This window comes from Mordavella massiliensis (genome assembly GCF_016901695.1).
Classification (GTDB): Bacteria; Bacillota; Clostridia; order Lachnospirales; family Lachnospiraceae; genus Claveliimonas; species Claveliimonas massiliensis_A.
In genome coordinates, this window is record NZ_JACJKS010000001.1 from 113,789 (window position 1) to 129,334 (window position 15,546).

Here is a 15,546-nt window from a genome sequence, read left to right on the forward strand (position 1 = left end):
TTCTTAAAACAAGCATAGGCGAAAAGAGGATAACCGTCAATTTGCATATTGCTCACATTTTTAGGATTCTTGCTTTTGTGCGACAAAGTTAATTTTTTCACTAAAAAAGAAGTCCCCGCAGGAGACTTCTCTTTCCTCTTAAAATTCCTTATTCTTCGCGATCAGGACGGAATGGCTTCCCATGTTCACCACGATCTCCCCGTCGATCACGTGGATCTCGTCGTACTCAGTCGTGTACCCCTCCTCGTAGGAGTACATGACCCGGCGCATCCGGCTGTCCATGGGCAGGCCCAGCACCCACACCGGCACCCGCACCTCCGCCAGCTCGCTGCCATGGTTGACCACGATGACGAACTGGTCCTCGTCGTTGAACCGCCCGTAGGCCAGGATATTTTCCCTCTTTACAAGCCACTGCAGGGAACCGGTGCGGAACACCTCGTAGTTTTTGTGTATCCGGATGAGCTCCCGGTGGTAGGCGATGAGCTCCCGGTTCTCCCTTCCCCACGGGTACGTCCGCCTGTTGTCCGGATCCGTAAACCCGCACAGGCCGGCCTCGTCGCCGTAGTAGATGGTGGGCGCGCCCACCCAGGTCATCTGGATGGCCACCGCCTCCCGCATCACGGGAAGGCTGACATACTCCTCCGCCTTCTCCGGCCCCAGGTCCTTCGCCCGCCCCACCATGTGGTTCGTCCTCGTGAGGAACCGGGAATGGTCGTGGTTGGACAGCTCGTTCATGGCCACCTGCTGGGACGGTGTGAGCATATGCGACGCGTGGTGGAAGATGGACCGCAGGAAGCTGTCCGTGTTGCCGTGAAGCTCCTCCCGGTCCTCCTCGCTGTGCTTCTCCATGCCGGTGAGGAACCAGGTGACCGGCTCCATGAACGCGTCATAGTTCATGACAGAATCCCACTCGTCCCCCTGCATCCACTCCTTGGGATCCCCGTAGTGTTCTGCCAGGATGAGGGCGTCCGGGTTCGCCTTTTTCACCTCCCGGCGGAACTTCTTCCAGAATTCATGGTTGTACTCTGTGCTGTGGCCCAGGTCCGCCGCCACATCCAGGCGCCACCCGTCCACATTGTAGGGCGGGGACACCCACTTGCGGCCGATGGCCAGGATGTACTCCTCCAGCTCCTTTGATCCCTCGTAGTTGAGCTTCGGCAGGGTGTCGTGCCCCCACCAGCCGTCGTAGCTTCCGTTGTAGGGCCAGCATTCGTCCCTGTTTTCAAAAAACTCAAAGAAATCCCGGTAGGGACTGTCCGCGCTGACAAAAGCCCCCTTCTCATATCCGGCCTGGTTCTCATAGATCCGCTCCCGGTCCATCCATTTGTTGAAGGACCCGCAGTGGTTGAACACGCCGTCCAGGATCACCTTCATCCCCCGCCGGTGAAGCTCCTCCACCAGCTCGATGAACAGCTGGTTGCTGGCCTCCAGGTTCCGTTTGTCCGCCACGCGCTTCTGGTACTTTGCAGCGTGGGCATTGTCCGTGTCGCCCGCCGCCAGCGGCTCGCCGCCGTCCTCCAGGATCACCCCGAAGTGAGGGTCGATGTAGTCGTAGTCCTGGGTGTCGTACTTGTGGTTGGAGGGGGAGACGAACAGCGGGTTGAAATAGATCACTTCCACCCCCAGGTCCTGCAGATAATCCAGCTTCTCCATGACGCCCTTCAGGTCGCCGCCGTAGAAGGACCGCACATCCATGGCGGAGGGGTATTTCCCCCAGTCCTTCACCTGGACGGTGGGCTCCCCGATGTAGGCGTACTCGCCGTCCACCACGTCGTTGGAGGGATCCCCGTTGCAGAACCGGTCCACAAAGATCTGGTACATGACCGCGCCCTTGGCCCAGTCCGGCGTGGAGAACCCGGGCGCCAGCTGGAATTCGTACTCCTCCACCCGCCATCTGCTGACGCCGAACTGGTTGTAGTACCAGACCTCGGTGCCGGAGCTGATCCGGAAGCTGTAGCGCAGGTTCTCATTCCCAAGCGTAAAGGTCACCGCATAGAAATCAAAGATCCCCGCCGTGCCCCGCTTCTCCATCTCGTACTCCCTGCCGCCCGCCAGCAGGCAGACGCTGTCCACGTCGTCCGCCGCGGTCCGGAACTGCAGCGTGACCTGCTGCCCCGGAAGCGGTTCAGGCGGGAAGACATAGTTTCCCGTCCCGTCACAAAATAATGCAAGTAAATTCATTCTATCGCCGCCTGCCTTTATATTTCCGAGACTTCGATCCCCTCAAACAGGGATTCGAACTCCTCTCGCGTAATCTTTTCCTTCTCAAGCAGAAGCTGCGCGCACCCGTCCAGAACGCCCTGGTACTTGCGGATGATATGCTTCGCACGCCTGTAGCAGACGTCGATGATATCCTTGACCTCCTGGTCGATGGCGCTCGCCACCTGCTCGCCGTAGCCTCTGGTCGTGTGCGCCAGATCCCGCCCGATGAACACTTCGTCGCTGTCGTTGTCGTAGTTCACAAGGCCCAGCTTCTCGGACATGCCGAACTTCGTGACCATGGACTTGGCCAGGCTGGTCGCCTGCTTGATATCCTGGGACGCTCCCGTGGTAATATCGTTGAAGATCTCCTCCTCCGCCACGCGGCCGCCCAGGGCCACCGTGATATCCTGGAGCATCTTGCCCTTTGTGTTGAACATCTCATCCCGCTCCGGCAGAGGCATGGTGTAGCCCGCCGCCCCGGCTCCCGTGGGGATGATGGACACACTGTACACCGGCCCCACATCCGGCAGGACGTGGAACAGGATGGCATGCCCCGCCTCGTGGTAGGCCGTGATCTTCTTCTCCTTCTCCGAGATCACGCGGCTCTTCTTCTCCGCGCCGATGCCCACCTTCACGAAGGCCTTGCGTATGTCTGTCTGCTGCAGGTAGACCCTGCCCTCCTTGGCCGCCAGGATCGCCGCCTCGTTGAGGAGGTTCTCCAGGTCGGCGCCGGTAAATCCGGCTGTCGTCTGGGCGATCTGTTTCAGGTCCACATCGTCGCCGAGAGGTTTGCCCTTGGCGTGCACCTTCAGGATCTCCTCCCTGCCCTTCACATCCGGGCGTCCCACCACGACCTTGCGGTCGAAGCGGCCCGGGCGCAGGATGGCCGGATCCAGGATATCCACCCGGTTCGTGGCCGCCATGACGATGATGCCCTCGTTGACGCCGAAGCCGTCCATCTCCACCAGAAGCTGGTTCAGCGTCTGCTCCCTCTCATCGTGGCCGCCGCCCATGCCGGTGCCTCTTCTTCTGGCCACCGCGTCGATCTCATCGATAAAAATGATGCAGGGCGCGTTTTTCTTGGCGTCCTCAAACAGATCCCGGACGCGGGACGCGCCCACGCCGACGAACATCTCCACGAAATCCGAGCCGGATATGCTGAAGAACGGCACGCCCGCCTCGCCGGCCACCGCCTTCGCCAGCAGCGTCTTGCCGGTTCCCGGAGGGCCCACCAGAAGGACGCCCTTGGGGATCCTGGCCCCCACCTGGATATACTTTCTGGGGGATTTCAGGAAATCCACGATCTCCTCCAGCTCTTCCTTCTCTTCCATGAGGCCCGCCACCTGGGCGAACGTGATCTTCTTATCCTGGTCCGTGCTCATCCTGGCCCGGCTCTTCCCGAAGCTCATGGCCTTGGCGTTTGCACCGGCCCCCTGCCGGTTCATCATATAGAAGAACAGGAGGCAGGCCGCCAGCACGAGGAGCGTCGGGAGCAGGCTCGTCATGAACCAGTTCTCCTGGGGCACGTCCTCCAGCGTGTACGCCACGCCCCTCTCATCCAGATCATCCTGCACCTCGTTCACGTCCGAGACATAGACGGTCTTCACGCCCCCGTCCTCCTCTGTCCCGGATGTGATCTCCAGCCGCCCGGTCGGAACGTCCCGGTTCTGAATGATATCCACCTCCGTCACGTCCCCGCTCTCCACCAGGCTCTCAAATTCCTGATACGTGATCTGCTTATCCCGCTGGTCGATCTGGTTGGTAAACCAGAGCGCCACGAAAAGCAATGCCACAAACATGAGCAGCGTCACGCCGCTCAGTCCTCTTCCCCGTCTGTCGTTCAAATCTTTGCTGCTCCTTTCTACTGGGCTCCTTCCACTACACCGATGTAGGGAAGGTTTCTGTATTTCTGCGCATAGTCGAGTCCGTATCCCACGACAAATTCATCCGGGATGTTAAAGCCCACATAGTCTACCTTCACCGGCTTTACCCTGCGCTCCGGCTTGTCAAGGAGCGTGCACAGGCGAATGCTCGCCGGCCCTCTCTTCTCCAGGATCTGGATCAGGTAGGACAGCGTGCGCCCGGAGTCGATGATGTCCTCCACGATGAGCACGTCCCTGCCCTCCAGGGGCTCATCGAGATCCTTCGCGATCTTCACCACGCCGCTGGACGAGGTGCCGTCCCCGTAACTGCTGACGCTCATGAAATCCATGGATACCGGGACCGTGATCCGCTTCGCCAGCTCGCACATGAAGAACACGCCTCCCTTGAGCACGCAGATGAGATGCACATGCTTCCCCGCGTAATCCTCGCTGATCTGCCGTCCCAGCTCACACACTCTCTTTTCCACTTCCTCTTCTGACACAAGCTCTCTGATCGTCTCTGCCATGTCTGATTTCCTCCCTTGTCTTCCGTTTCTTATATCTGCCCTCTACATGCCGGGCTCTTCCACCGTAATCTCCAGGATCCGCTCTGTCTGTGCCGTCACCTCGTACCCGCAGCCCTGCCGGTACCCGATGACCCACATGATGTGGTTCCCGTCCGCCGCCAGAAGGATCTGCCCCCGCCGGCCGGCCGGGATCTTCTCGTCGATAAAATACCGGTTCAGCTTCTTCGTACCGCCGCTTCTGCTGACGGTGATATAGTCCCCGGGGCGGTATGTCCGGATGATAACACTGTCTTTTATTATATCATAGTCAAACCATTTCGTGTAGGGGGTTTTGGGAATTGACGCCTCCAGAGGCCCCCGGATCCCGGACGCCTCCAGCACGCGCATCCGCACCCGGTCCGCACCCGGTCCGTCCGGCTCCTCAAAGTCCGCGTCCTGCAGCTGCACCCCCGCGTAGGTGCGCCGCGCCGTCATGCCGCAGGGGAGGGCGCTCCTGCGCCCCACCTGCCTGCCAAAGAGGGCGTCCACCTGCTCCAGATGTACGGTCTCCAGGTCCTTCGCGCGGCCGCACGTCTGTTCCAGCGCCCAGGAAAGGAGATAGGGGCGGACCGCCGGGTCCGTGCGCCTGTATGCATCCCCGTCGATCTCCAGCGCCCGGCCGCTCTTTCCGGGCAGGAAGCGGACCGCCTCCTTTGCAGCCTGCGCCCGCTGTCTGTCCATGTAGTCCCAGAGCAGGGACATCTGCCGGGCCGTCTCACACACATGGTCCACGACCTTTGTGTTGACCGCCTCCTCCATATAGGGAATTATATGATTGCGGATGCGGTTCCGTGTATAAGTATCCTCCGAATTTGTGCTGTCCATACAGTAGGTTCTGTTTTTTTCCGCCAGGAACTGCTCGATCTCCTCCCTGGACACAGCCAGAAGGGGCCGGATGTAGCGGCCCGTCACCGGCCGGATCCCGCCCAGTCCCCGCAGGCCGGTCCCCCTCGCAAGATGCAGGAGCACCGTCTCCGCGTTGTCGTTCCTGTGATGGGCCAGGGCGATCTTGCCCGCGCCGTGCCGGCTGGCCGCCTCCTCGAAGGCGCGCCGCCGCGCGAGCCGGCCGGCCTCCTCCCCGGAGAGCCCCTCCTCCCTGGCCAGGCGGGCCACATCCACGCGGACCACATCCAGGGGGACGTTCTCCCTCCGGCACAGCTCCTCCACAAACGCCTCGTCCGCATCGGCCTCCTCCCCCCGGAGGCCGTGATTGACATGGATCGCAAAGAGCCGCAGGCCGTATTCCCGCTTCAGCATAAGAAGCACGCAAAGCAGGCATACGGAGTCCGCGCCTCCCGATATGCCTGCGATCACAGTATCCTGTTCCTCCAGCATCCCATGCTCCCTCACATAGGCCCTTATCTTTTCATACATGTTCTTCTCTCCCTCTTCCGGGCAGGTAGTCTTATCGTACTAACTATATAGAATCTGCGTGCAAAAAGCAAGTTTTCCTATACGCGCCAGATGGCCGCCGCCAGAATGGTCATGTCGTCCGCCGGCTCCCCGCCCGACAGTTCCAGCACCTGCTCCAGCAGATAGTGGGCCAGCTCCTGGGGGTTGCGGATCGCCGTCCCGCCGATGAGCGCCGCGAGCATGGCCTCCTGGTTGCCCACAGGCAGCGCGTCCAGCACGCCGTCCGTCACAAGGACGACGAAGTCCCCGTCCTCCAGCTGGCGGTGCACACGCATCAGCTCCAGCTCCTGCACCACGCCCACCGGCAGGGTGGCGGAACTGATCTTCTCCACCCCGTCCTGTCTCCGGATAAAGGTGGTGGACGCCCCCGCTTTCAAGAGATCGCAGGTCCCACGGTAGAGATCAAAGACGCACAGGTCCACGGTGGAGAAAAACAGCTCCTCCCGCCCGGCCACCAGCGCCGTGTTGATCATCTGCACCGCCGTCTGGGGCGGGAACCCCGCTTCCAGGAGCTCCTCCAGCATCTCCACCACCATGGCGCTCTCCTGGAAGGCCGCCTCCCCGGAGCCCATGCCGTCCGAGAGCACCACGGCCTGGCAGCCTCCCGGCAGCCTCGTCATGGCAAAGGTATCCCCCGAGATCTTCTGACACCCTTTCCCGATCTTCGCCACCCCCTGCAACGTCTGGAAGGCCGGCCCTTCCATGAATACAAGGGTGCTGTACTGCTCCGTGACGACCGGGCTCTCCCCTGCCACGAGCAGCATGCTGCGCCCCATGGCCTCCGAGAGCGCCCCGGCGGCCTCCCGGGATGCCACGCACTCCCCCCGCGGGGCCTTCACGGTCAGATGCACCTCATACCGCCCCTGCTTGGTCATAAAGAACACGCCGGATAAAAGTTTCAGACCCGACCGCTTCAGCCTCGCCTTCACCTTCTTCTGCAGGCGGGCGTCCACGCAGATCCCGGCGTCCAGCTCCCTGGCCGCATGCTGCACCAGCTCGGCGAACGCGTTCATGGAAGCGGCGCACCCCTCCCGGTTCATCACCATCTTCCGGCTCCAGACCATCTTCTGCTTCTCCATCTGGAAGACCTCCAGCGTCTCCCGCAGGAACCGGGGCGCCATGACGCACTTCTTCTGCAGCCCCCGCTTCAGTTCAATGTTCAGCTCCGCTCCGTACTCCTCCGCGGCGGCGATGATCTCGTAGACCATCCGGGCCGCCTTCTGCGGGTCCTCCTTTCCGCAGGCATCCCGCCTCTCACAGCCCGCGCACACCTTCTCCGACACGCCGGCAGCCATGCCGTCGATCTCCTCCCCCGTGAAGGTCCGCCTCTTTTTCTCCAGACCGAGAAACACGTCGGACAGATGCTTCAGCGATCCGGCGAACCTGTCCATCTGTGCAACATACGGGTTGACAAACAGATCTTTCCCAGCAGCAGTCTCTCCCATGCAACGCTCCCCTCCCGCGCAGAATCCAAAGTAATAAAAAAGCTTCGGGATGCCTGCTCCCAAAGCTCTTCTTCTGCATGATTATTTCGCTTTAAAAATGATCTCGTTCTCGTGGACGAGCCCCAGCCTGTCCTTGGCCTGCTGCTCCACGTACTCATCCGTACCTACGTACTCTTCCAGATCACTGATCTCCTCTGCGCGTTCCTTCTCCGCCTGGATGTCCGCCTCCAGCTCCTGCTCCTGCTCTATGTAGGCATTGTTCTTTGCCCGCAGCTCCACGCTGCTCACAGTGACCATGACAGCCAGAAGCAGGATCACCGCGCTGATGCCCAGCATGCTTCTCCTGTGCTGCTGCACCTGCTTCTTCCGGCGTCTCGCCCTGCTCTTTTGTCTGATGCTTCCCATATTAATTACTCACCCATCTGCCAGCTGCGGCTGGTTATTATTTTTTATCATAGCTTTTTTCTCCTCTTTCTTCAACAGTTTTTGACGAATTTCTCTTCCGCTTCCCGTATAATTTTTCAAGCAGTTTTTTCGGAATTTTCGACACAAAAGAGAAAAAAGCGCTTCCCAGCACAACACCTAGTATAAAATACCACCGGATACTACCATTAGTGGTATGGTGAATTTGCACAAAGACATAAACGGCTGCCCCCGGCCAGAACAGAAGATCCTCCGCGGCAATGGCGGCCGGAGTATGCCGGACGGCCCGGCGCAGCAGGCACAGGCATGCATAGGCGCAGCAGACGGTCATCCCGGTCAGCAGCGCCTCCAGGAAGGAGAGCCCCTCCACGCGGATCCCCTGCATGCGCTACCGGAACAGCCTGCTCAGGATCGTCTCCCCCGTCTTTGCCGCGGGGTGTACTTCCGAGTAGGCCACGCTGTCGATGGTGCCCGACAGGTCCACCTCCCCCTTCTCCAGACTCAGCCTGTTCACATGCAGGTCAGACCCCTTCACCATGAGCATACCCTGCTCCGTCTCCAGCAGGATCTCATTCAGGTCAAACGAGAGCACATCCAGCACGCCCGTCACCGTGCCTGTCTTCCGGTTATTGAGCACCAGCCTGTGGGCCCGCGGCGTCTGCTTTTCTTCCATTGCCATCACAACCTTTCTTGATAATCATATGAAAGGCCGGCTTATTTTATTACAGGATCACAGATATTTGAAGAGATCCTTTGCCTCCTCCTTCTTTGTCGTGTCCCGGATATCCAGCACTTCCACCTTCACGGCCTTTGTGCCGAACTGTATCTCTATGACGTCCCCGGGCTTCACCTTCACGGACGCCTTGGCCACCGCGCCGTTCACCAGGACCCGGCCCGCGTCGCACGCCTCGTTAGCCACGGTCCGCCTTTTGATCAGGCGCGAAACCTTCAGGAATTTGTCCAGTCTCATCTTCTCACCTCCCGGCTTTCTTCCCGGCGCTCCCGCCAGGGCGCGCCAATGGAAAAACGGCGCTGCAGCCATCCGGCCGCAGCGCCGCTTCTATCATCCCGTATGAATTCCAAACGAAACTTATGCGTTTACAGCATCCTTTAAAGCTTTTCCGGCTTTGAACTTCGGAGCCTTGCAGGCTGCGATCTTCATTGTCTTGCCTGTCTGAGGATTTCTTCCCTCTCTTGCGGATCTCTTGCTCACCTCGAATGTGCCGAAGCCAACAAGCTGTACCTTCTCCTCTTTCTTCAGCTCATCTGTCACAACATCGACAAATGCCTTTAAAGCCTTCTCTGTATCCTTCTTGGATAACTCTGCCTTCTCAGCGATTGCTGCTACTAACTCTGTTTTGTTCATGGATAATTCCTCCTTAGACTTCCGATAGAACATCCTGTTCTATTCTATTCGTTGATTATGTGGCCTTACCTCCCCACCGGGATCAGGCGCATCTTTCAATAACGTTATACAGGGTTTCCCACTGTTTGTCAAGTAGAAACGCCCGAAAAACAGGGGTTTGCACGCTTTTTTGGAGGGATTTTCCATTTTTTGCCGGATCCGGGCCCTGCGCCCCGTCTTTCTCTCACATGCGGACCCGGAAGATCTGCTCCAGGAAGCGCCCCTTCTCCTCCGTCTGCATGACCGCCGTCCGCAGCTTCTCCACGCTCTTGACCGGGATCCACGCCTTGCCGGACCGGTAGTAGGCGTCCGCCAGCTTCCAGAATTTTTCCGGGTAGATGAGCCGGACCTTCAGGTAGTCCGTCTCCGCCGCCGAGAGGGGCCGGATGGCGCTGTACGCATCCAGCATATGGTCCGCGCACCGCACGTTCCAGCCGTGCTTTTCCATGGCCTTGCGCAGGAAATAGTACAGGTCCTCCGCCTGCACGCCCGGCCGGCACCGGTCAAAATTCGTGGTGGCGCAGCCCGCGTCCGTCAGAAGGATGTTGTGGTAGTTGTAGTCCCCGTGGAGCATGGTGTTCTCCTGCCGGCTCTTCCGGTCCAGTTCCCCGCAGTCCGTCCGCTCCAGTTCCTCCATGGCCCGCCGGGCCCAGGCGAACATGCTGTCAAAGCAGCCAAGGAACGCCAGCTCGAACTCGCCCCTGGACGGTTTCTCCCGGATGAACCGGCGGATCTTCCGAAGCTCCCGGTTGTGGCTTTCATACTCCTTCCCAAGGCTCCTCCTTGGCGGCTCCTCCACGGGCCCTCTCTCCTTCTGCGCCTCCCTGTCTTCCCCCGGTCCCGGCTCTTCCGGCTCCGGCTCTTCCGGCGCAGGGCAGGGCGGGACACGCTCCATGAACCGGTGCAGGTGGGCGAGGTTGGCCGTCCCCTCCAGGAGCTCGCGGGTCCTGCGGACATCGCACTCCCTGCCGGCGTACCACTCCTTCAGGATATAGCTCCTTCCGTCCGGGGAGACTGTGACATACTCCCCGTCCCGGTTGGCCACGGGCAGGTCCGTCCGCAGGCCGCCCTCCCGGAGCAGATGAAGGCCCACATGCCGCATCAGGAGCACGCGCCGCCTGGACACGCCCGCCTCCCGGAGCAGAAAAAGCCCCTGGTCTGTATCGCAAAAAAATGCACCCCTCATCTTGCGGGTGCTTTTCACAGTGACTGGATACTGCTCCAGTATACTCAGTTCGTAGTCCTGCATATTACCGTCCCCTGCACTTTTCCGTTATCCTGTTCTGTTCAATGTATGATGCCGGAAACGGTAATATGACAGTCTCACTGTCCCTGTATCCTCTTTCCCTCTGCCAGGGCGAGAAGCTGCTCCTTCGTGTTGAGGGCCGGCTCCTCGATCACGGCGTCCAGAAGCTCCCGCAGAAGCTCCCCCATCTCCTTTCCGGGGGCGAACCCGGCCTCCATCAGGTCCCTGCCGTTCACTGCCAGGTCCTTCTGGGTCACGCACTCCGCCCGGTCCAGGATCTCCCGGTACAGCCGCGCGGCCCCCTCGATGTCGGCCAGCTTCTCCTCCCGCATGTAGAGGCTCTGGGCCAGCACATCCGCCCGCCGCACTTCCAGGTAGAGGGGGAACAGATCCGGCCCGATCCGGTGCATGGCCCTGCGCACGCTGGCAGGGCGGACCGGCATCCGGTAGTCGTGGTAGTACACGAGGGTAGTCACCTTCCGGAGCGTGTCATTGTCGAATTTCAGGCGGCGCAGGACCGCCCGGGCGATCTCTTCGCTGCGGACCGCGTGCTTCTTAAAGTGGGCCACCCCGTCCGCGTCCACGGTCTTCAGGTCCGGCTTCCCCATATCGTGCAGCAGCATGGCAAGGCGGAGCACCCGGTCCGGGCGGATGTGGAGGAGCGCCTGGAGCGTATGCTCCCCCACCGTGTACATGTGGTGGGGCGTCTCCTGGGTGGTCTCCATAATCCGGTCAAACTCGGGGAGGAACCACTTTGTGATCCCCAGCTCCCAGGCGGTGCGCAGCAGGTCCGGCCGGTCGGACAAGAGGGTCTTCACAAGCTCCGTCTGGATCCGCTCCGCGCTGATCTTCTGCAGGGTGGGCGCGAGGGCCCGCATCCCCTCCCGGGTCTTATCCTCCAGCGCGAACCCGAGCTGAGCTGCGAACCGGATCCCCCGCAGGATCCGCAGGGCGTCCTCCGAGAAGCGGGCGCGCGCGTCCCCCACGCAGCGGATCACGTGGTCCGCAAGATCCGCAAGCCCGCCGAAGAGGTCCACCAGCCCTTCCTCGTCGCTGTAGGCCATGGCGTTGATGGTGAAGTCCCGGCGCAGCAGGTCCTCCCGCAGGCTGCGTGTGAAGGTCACTTCCCGCGGGTGCCTGCCGTCCTCATACACCCCGTCGATGCGGTAGGTCGTCACCTCAAAGCCTTCCCCGTCCAGGAGCACCGTCACCGTGCCATGCTCGATCCCCGTGTCAAACGTCCGGTCAAAGAGCGCCTTCGTCTGCTCCGGCATGGCCGAGGTGGTGATATCCCAGTCCTCCGGCGTCCGCCCGAGCAGGCTGTCGCGGACGCAGCCTCCCACGGCCCAGGCCTCAAAGCCTGCGCCACGCAGTGTTCCGATGATCTGTTTTACCCTGTCCGGCATGGCAATGTACAGCCGCCCGCTCTTACTCATACTCTGTCCTGTCCTTTCCCTGTGTTTCTTCTATCATAGTCCAGCCCCCGGCGCAAATGCAAGAAAAAAGGGAGCAGAAGTCTTCCTTCTGCCCCCTTTTGCCTCTGCGTTTTAGTAGGATTTGCCCCAGTAAGCCATGTGCTGGGCCGGCTTGCCGCACCAGATACACTTGTCGGAGATGAACTCCTCATCCTCGATCAGGCATCTCGTGGCCGCGCCGCCTGTGGCGTACTTCACTTCGCCCTCGCACTCCGGATCTCCGCACCAGCATGCCTTTACAAAGCCTCTGTTCGCCTTGAACTTCTCCACCATCTCATCCATGTTTGTGGCTGTGTCGATGTGGTCGTTCAGGAACTTCTCCGCCTTGTTGTACATATCCTGCTGGATCGTCTCCAGGATGTCACGCAGCCTGCCTGCGATCTCGTCCAGGGATACGACGATCTTCTCTCGGGTATCGCGGCGGACGACTACGACCTGGTTCTTCTCGATATCCTTGGGGCCGATCTCGATACGGGTGGGGATGCCCAGCATCTCCTGCTCGGAGAACTTCCAGCCTGTGCTCTTCTCGGAGTCGTCGATCTTCACCCGGTAGCCGGCCTTCTTCAGCTCGTCAAGCAGCGCGCACGCTCTGTCCAGGACACCCTCCTTGTGCTGCGCGATGGGGATGATGCGGCACTCTACAGGAGCTACGTGAGGCGGGAGCACAAGTCCGCTGTCGTCTCCGTGCACCATGATGATGGCGCCGATGCTACGCGTGGACCATCCCCAGGATGTCTCGTACACGCTCTGGAGCTGGTTGTTCTTATCCAGGTACTTGATGCCGAAAGCGTCCGGGAATCCGCTGCCGAAGAAATGGCTGGTAGCGGACTGCAGCGCCTTGCCATCGTGCATCAGCGCCTCGATGGTGTAGGTGTCCTGCGCGCCGGCAAACTTCTCATGCTCCGCTTTCCTTCCGGATACAAACGGGATCGCCAGCGTCTCGCGGTAGCAGTCCTCATATACATGGAACATCTGGATCGTGCGGGCCTCGGCCTCCTCGTAGGTGGCGTGGATCGTGTGTCCCTCCTGCCACAGGAACTCTCTGGAGCGGAGGAAGGGGCGCGTCGTCTTCTCCCAGCGCAGCACGGAGTTCCACTGGTTCCATACCTTGGGAAGGTCGCGGTAGGATTTGACTGTCTTGGACCAGAGGTCGCAGAACAGCGTCTCAGATGTGGGACGGATGCAGAGCCTCTCCTGGAGTCTCTCCATGCCGCCGTGGGTCACCCAGGCCACCTCGGGGGCGAATCCCTCGATGTGGTCCGCCTCCTTCTCCAGAAGGCTCTCCGGGATCAGCATGGGCAGGCATACATTCTCCACGCCCGTCTCCTTGAAACGTCTGTCCAGATCCGCCTGGATCAGCTCCCAGATCGCGTAGCCGTTGGGAAGGTAGTTCAGGCAGCCCTTTACGCTTGAGTAGTCGCACAGCTCCGCCTCGCGGACCACATCCGTGTACCACTGGGCAAAGTTCTCATCACGGGAGGTGATGTTTTTTACTAATTTCTTTTCGTTAGCCATGATTTCTTTTCTCCTTTTTCCTGAATTTTCTCCGAAGCACCGTGCTCCGTGTGTCTGTGGGAAAGAATACTCCGGACGACTTTTTTATCTCATAAAAAAATCGCCGGACTTTCGTCTCCCCGAAAAGGGACCGAAAAGTTCGGCGGTACCACCCTAATTAACTGCAGCCCATCTGCAGTTCTCTCTTAGCCATTAACGCTGACACCACGCTGCGCTTTCGCGCAGAGGCTCCAAGGTGGGTTCGTGAAAGCCGATACGCAGGGACCTTTCAGCCGGTGAGTCCCCTCTCTGCGCGCGCCGTGCGAATCAGTACTATTCCTCTTCACTGCCAGTCCCGCCTTCCGCAGCCATCACTGCCGGCAGGTATGCTTTTGTCTGAATATATCAGTTAACCGTAATTGTAGCGAATACACTTCCATTTGTCAAGGCCGAATGTGATAAAATGTGGTATAATGATTACCATACACCTTTCACGAAAGCGAGGAGCACCCCATGCAGCAGGATCCCTTTACTATATTATATGAGGACAGAGACATCATCGTGTGCACCAAGCCCCACGGGCTTCCTGTGCAGAGCCGCCGGCACGGCACGCCGGACCTGGAGAGCATGCTGAAGACATACCTGGCCCATCAAAACGCCGGAGCAGGCACAGGCGGCCGGGAACCCTACCTGGCCGTCATCCACCGGCTGGACCAGCCCGTGTCCGGCATCCTCGTCTTCGCCAGGACAAAGAAAAGCGCCGCCTCCCTGAACGCGCAGCTTCAGACAGACGGCTTCGGCAAGTACTACCGCGCCCTTGTAGACGGGACGCCACCTGCGCCCGCAGGCACATGCACGGACTATCTTGTCAGGGACGGCCGCACGAACACCTCCCGCGTCTGCAGCCCGGATACGCCCGGGGCCAGAAAGGCCCTGCTGGAGTACCGCGCCGTCGCAGGGGAAGCTCCCTTCTTTCCCGGAGCCGGGGAGGGACAGACCGAACTGGAAGTCCATCTGCGGACCGGACGCCACCACCAGATCCGGGTGCAGCTTGCCCACATGGGCTGCCCCATCAGCGGGGACACAAAGTACGGCCGCCAGGCCCCGGCAGGCGGATGGCAGACGCTGAAGCTGTGCGCCTGCCGGCTGTCCTTCTCACATCCTGCGACAGGCAAGCCCATGGCCTTCCATCTGACAGAGGATATCTGTTAGGCGCCCGCGGCTACTTCTCTTCCTCCAGCGCGGCAAAGAACAGCTCATAGGCGTCATCCTGCCCCTCCAGCAGCGGGGAGTTCTCCCCGCCGCCGTTGGTGCTCCGCTTGATCTGCGCATAGAATTCCTCCCCCGCACTCACCAGCTCCATCTCGTATATCTCATATCCCAGCTCCCGGCACGCCCGGCAGAAGCTGCCAAGCGGGTCGGCGCTTTTCTTTGTGTCCAGAAGCCTGCGCCGCAGCCGCGGGTCACGCAGCGCCCGGTCCCGGAGCTCTTCCAGTATTTCCATTGTTGAAGCCATATATCTTCCTCCTTCTTCTGTCCGCCGCCTTTCCTGCAGGACGGCGCGCCGGGCAAGCCCGGACTTTGGCTCGTCGCCAGTACAAAAACGTCAGGGACGCCGTAGGCACACCCTCTCCCGGGCTTCCCTCACGACGTCCCTGCCGCTTACGGTTTTCCTTTTACTTTGCGTGGATCCTGTCAGTTCCTAGTTCAGATACGTATCTGTCTCCGCCTCCAGCTCCTGTGCCAGCGCCTCCTCGTACTTCTCAAGGATGATGTTCTGGATCCTCTCTCTTGTGGAAGAGTTGATCGGATGGGCGATATCACGGTACTCTCCGTCCAGCGCCTTCTTGCTGGGCATAGCGATAAAGAGTCCCTTCTCCCCTTCGATGACTTTGATATCATGTACAACGAACTCCTCGTCCATGGTGATGGACACTACCGCCTTCAGTTTCCCTTCCTTCGCAACTTTCCGCACGCGTACATCTGTGATCTGCATGTTCCTAGCCCCTTTCTTC

General features: G+C 60.2%; 16 protein-coding genes and 1 other annotated feature. Of the genes, 1 reads left to right on the forward strand and 15 read right to left on the reverse strand.

Annotated elements, in window-relative coordinates:
* Positions 1–138: 138 nt before the first annotated feature.
* The 13 genes from H6A20_RS00605 to proS all read right to left on the reverse strand — a co-directional run bounded on the left by H6A20_RS00605 (position 139) and on the right by proS (position 13,552).
* Entirely contained in the window at positions 139–2,181 is a 2,043-nt protein-coding gene (locus tag H6A20_RS00605) for a glycoside hydrolase family 13 protein (RefSeq protein WP_204905216.1), read from the reverse strand.
* A gap of 17 nt (positions 2,182–2,198) precedes the next feature.
* On the reverse strand, positions 2,199–4,001 hold the full coding sequence (ftsH, locus tag H6A20_RS00610; protein WP_338106536.1) for an ATP-dependent zinc metalloprotease FtsH: 1,803 nt from the start codon (positions 3,999–4,001) through the stop codon (positions 2,199–2,201).
* Positions 4,002–4,063: 62 nt separating this feature from the next.
* Positions 4,064–4,591, reverse strand: a complete 528-nt coding sequence (gene hpt / locus H6A20_RS00615) for a hypoxanthine phosphoribosyltransferase (protein ID WP_204905218.1) — start codon at positions 4,589–4,591, stop codon at positions 4,064–4,066.
* Positions 4,592–4,633: 42 nt separating this feature from the next.
* Positions 4,634–6,004, reverse strand: a complete 1,371-nt coding sequence (gene tilS / locus H6A20_RS00620; protein ID WP_204905219.1) for a tRNA lysidine(34) synthetase TilS — start codon at positions 6,002–6,004, stop codon at positions 4,634–4,636.
* A 77-nt stretch (positions 6,005–6,081) separates the two neighbouring features.
* Complete coding sequence (locus H6A20_RS00625; protein ID WP_243426070.1) at positions 6,082–7,488, reverse strand: SpoIIE family protein phosphatase; 1,407 nt, start codon at positions 7,486–7,488, stop codon at positions 6,082–6,084.
* 81 nt (positions 7,489–7,569) lie between these two features.
* Positions 7,570–7,893 carry an FtsB family cell division protein gene (locus tag H6A20_RS00630; protein ID WP_204905220.1) on the reverse strand — a complete coding sequence of 108 codons (324 nt, stop codon included), beginning with the start codon at positions 7,891–7,893 and terminating at the stop codon, positions 7,570–7,572.
* 37 nt (positions 7,894–7,930) lie between these two features.
* On the reverse strand, positions 7,931–8,296 hold the full coding sequence (gene yabQ / locus H6A20_RS00635; protein ID WP_204905221.1) for a spore cortex biosynthesis protein YabQ: 366 nt from the start codon (positions 8,294–8,296) through the stop codon (positions 7,931–7,933).
* A 3-nt stretch (positions 8,297–8,299) separates the two neighbouring features.
* On the reverse strand, positions 8,300–8,590 hold the full coding sequence (yabP, locus tag H6A20_RS00640; protein ID WP_476739001.1) for a sporulation protein YabP: 291 nt from the start codon (positions 8,588–8,590) through the stop codon (positions 8,300–8,302).
* Positions 8,591–8,641: 51 nt separating this feature from the next.
* The gene (locus tag H6A20_RS00645) at positions 8,642–8,881 is read right to left on the reverse strand and encodes an RNA-binding S4 domain-containing protein (protein WP_204905222.1); all 240 of its coding nucleotides are present in this window, start codon (positions 8,879–8,881) and stop codon (positions 8,642–8,644) included.
* A gap of 120 nt (positions 8,882–9,001) precedes the next feature.
* Positions 9,002–9,310: an HU family DNA-binding protein gene (locus H6A20_RS00650; protein WP_204905223.1), complete on the reverse strand. Its 309-nt coding sequence runs from the start codon at positions 9,308–9,310 to the stop codon at positions 9,002–9,004.
* Positions 9,311–9,500: 190 nt separating this feature from the next.
* Complete coding sequence (locus H6A20_RS00655; RefSeq protein WP_204905224.1) at positions 9,501–10,565, reverse strand: protein kinase family protein; 1,065 nt, start codon at positions 10,563–10,565, stop codon at positions 9,501–9,503.
* A gap of 74 nt (positions 10,566–10,639) precedes the next feature.
* A complete protein-coding gene (locus H6A20_RS00660; RefSeq protein ID WP_204905225.1) occupies positions 10,640–11,998 on the reverse strand; it encodes a CCA tRNA nucleotidyltransferase in 1,359 nt (452 codons plus the stop codon).
* A 111-nt stretch (positions 11,999–12,109) separates the two neighbouring features.
* A complete protein-coding gene (gene proS / locus H6A20_RS00665; protein WP_204905226.1) occupies positions 12,110–13,552 on the reverse strand; it encodes a proline--tRNA ligase in 1,443 nt (480 codons plus the stop codon).
* A gap of 122 nt (positions 13,553–13,674) precedes the next feature.
* Positions 13,675–13,887 (reverse strand) — a binding site (T-box leader).
* Between the two features lie 157 nt (positions 13,888–14,044).
* Here proS and H6A20_RS00670 point away from each other — a divergent pair.
* Positions 14,045–14,743 (forward strand): RluA family pseudouridine synthase, encoded by a 699-nt coding sequence (locus H6A20_RS00670; protein ID WP_204905227.1) that lies wholly within the window; start codon positions 14,045–14,047, stop codon positions 14,741–14,743.
* Positions 14,744–14,753: 10 nt separating this feature from the next.
* Here the strand turns inward: H6A20_RS00670 and H6A20_RS00675 are convergent, their stop codons facing one another.
* Positions 14,754–15,047 (reverse strand): hypothetical protein, encoded by a 294-nt coding sequence (locus H6A20_RS00675; protein ID WP_204905228.1) that lies wholly within the window; start codon positions 15,045–15,047, stop codon positions 14,754–14,756.
* A gap of 186 nt (positions 15,048–15,233) precedes the next feature.
* Positions 15,234–15,527: a septation regulator SpoVG gene (gene spoVG / locus H6A20_RS00680; RefSeq protein WP_204905229.1), complete on the reverse strand. Its 294-nt coding sequence runs from the start codon at positions 15,525–15,527 to the stop codon at positions 15,234–15,236.
* Positions 15,528–15,546 lie beyond the last annotated feature (19 nt).

Excerpts from the sequence above, each read along its gene's own strand:
- H6A20_RS00605 (WP_204905216.1), bottom strand. The coding sequence starts at position 2,181 with ATGAATTTACTTGCATTATTTTGTGACGGGACGGGAAACTATGTCTTC.
- ftsH (WP_338106536.1), bottom strand. The coding sequence starts at position 4,001 with ATGTTTGTGGCATTGCTTTTCGTGGCGCTCTGGTTTACCAACCAGATC.
- hpt (WP_204905218.1), bottom strand. The coding sequence starts at position 4,591 with ATGGCAGAGACGATCAGAGAGCTTGTGTCAGAAGAGGAAGTGGAAAAG.
- tilS (WP_204905219.1), bottom strand. The coding sequence starts at position 6,004 with ATGTATGAAAAGATAAGGGCCTATGTGAGGGAGCATGGGATGCTGGAG.
- H6A20_RS00625 (WP_243426070.1), bottom strand. The coding sequence starts at position 7,488 with ATGGGAGAGACTGCTGCTGGGAAAGATCTGTTTGTCAACCCGTATGTT.
- H6A20_RS00630 (WP_204905220.1), bottom strand. The coding sequence starts at position 7,893 with ATGGGAAGCATCAGACAAAAGAGCAGGGCGAGACGCCGGAAGAAGCAG.
- yabQ (WP_204905221.1), bottom strand. The coding sequence starts at position 8,296 with ATGCAGGGGATCCGCGTGGAGGGGCTCTCCTTCCTGGAGGCGCTGCTG.
- yabP (WP_476739001.1), bottom strand. The coding sequence starts at position 8,590 with ATGGCAATGGAAGAAAAGCAGACGCCGCGGGCCCACAGGCTGGTGCTC.
- H6A20_RS00645 (WP_204905222.1), bottom strand. The coding sequence starts at position 8,881 with ATGAGACTGGACAAATTCCTGAAGGTTTCGCGCCTGATCAAAAGGCGG.
- H6A20_RS00650 (WP_204905223.1), bottom strand. The coding sequence starts at position 9,310 with ATGTTCTATCGGAAGTCTAAGGAGGAATTATCCATGAACAAAACAGAG.
- H6A20_RS00655 (WP_204905224.1), bottom strand. The coding sequence starts at position 10,565 with ATGCAGGACTACGAACTGAGTATACTGGAGCAGTATCCAGTCACTGTG.
- H6A20_RS00660 (WP_204905225.1), bottom strand. The coding sequence starts at position 11,998 with ATGAGTAAGAGCGGGCGGCTGTACATTGCCATGCCGGACAGGGTAAAA.
- proS (WP_204905226.1), bottom strand. The coding sequence starts at position 13,552 with ATGGCTAACGAAAAGAAATTAGTAAAAAACATCACCTCCCGTGATGAG.
- H6A20_RS00670 (WP_204905227.1), top strand. The coding sequence starts at position 14,045 with ATGCAGCAGGATCCCTTTACTATATTATATGAGGACAGAGACATCATC.
- H6A20_RS00675 (WP_204905228.1), bottom strand. The coding sequence starts at position 15,047 with ATGGCTTCAACAATGGAAATACTGGAAGAGCTCCGGGACCGGGCGCTG.
- spoVG (WP_204905229.1), bottom strand. The coding sequence starts at position 15,527 with ATGCAGATCACAGATGTACGCGTGCGGAAAGTTGCGAAGGAAGGGAAA.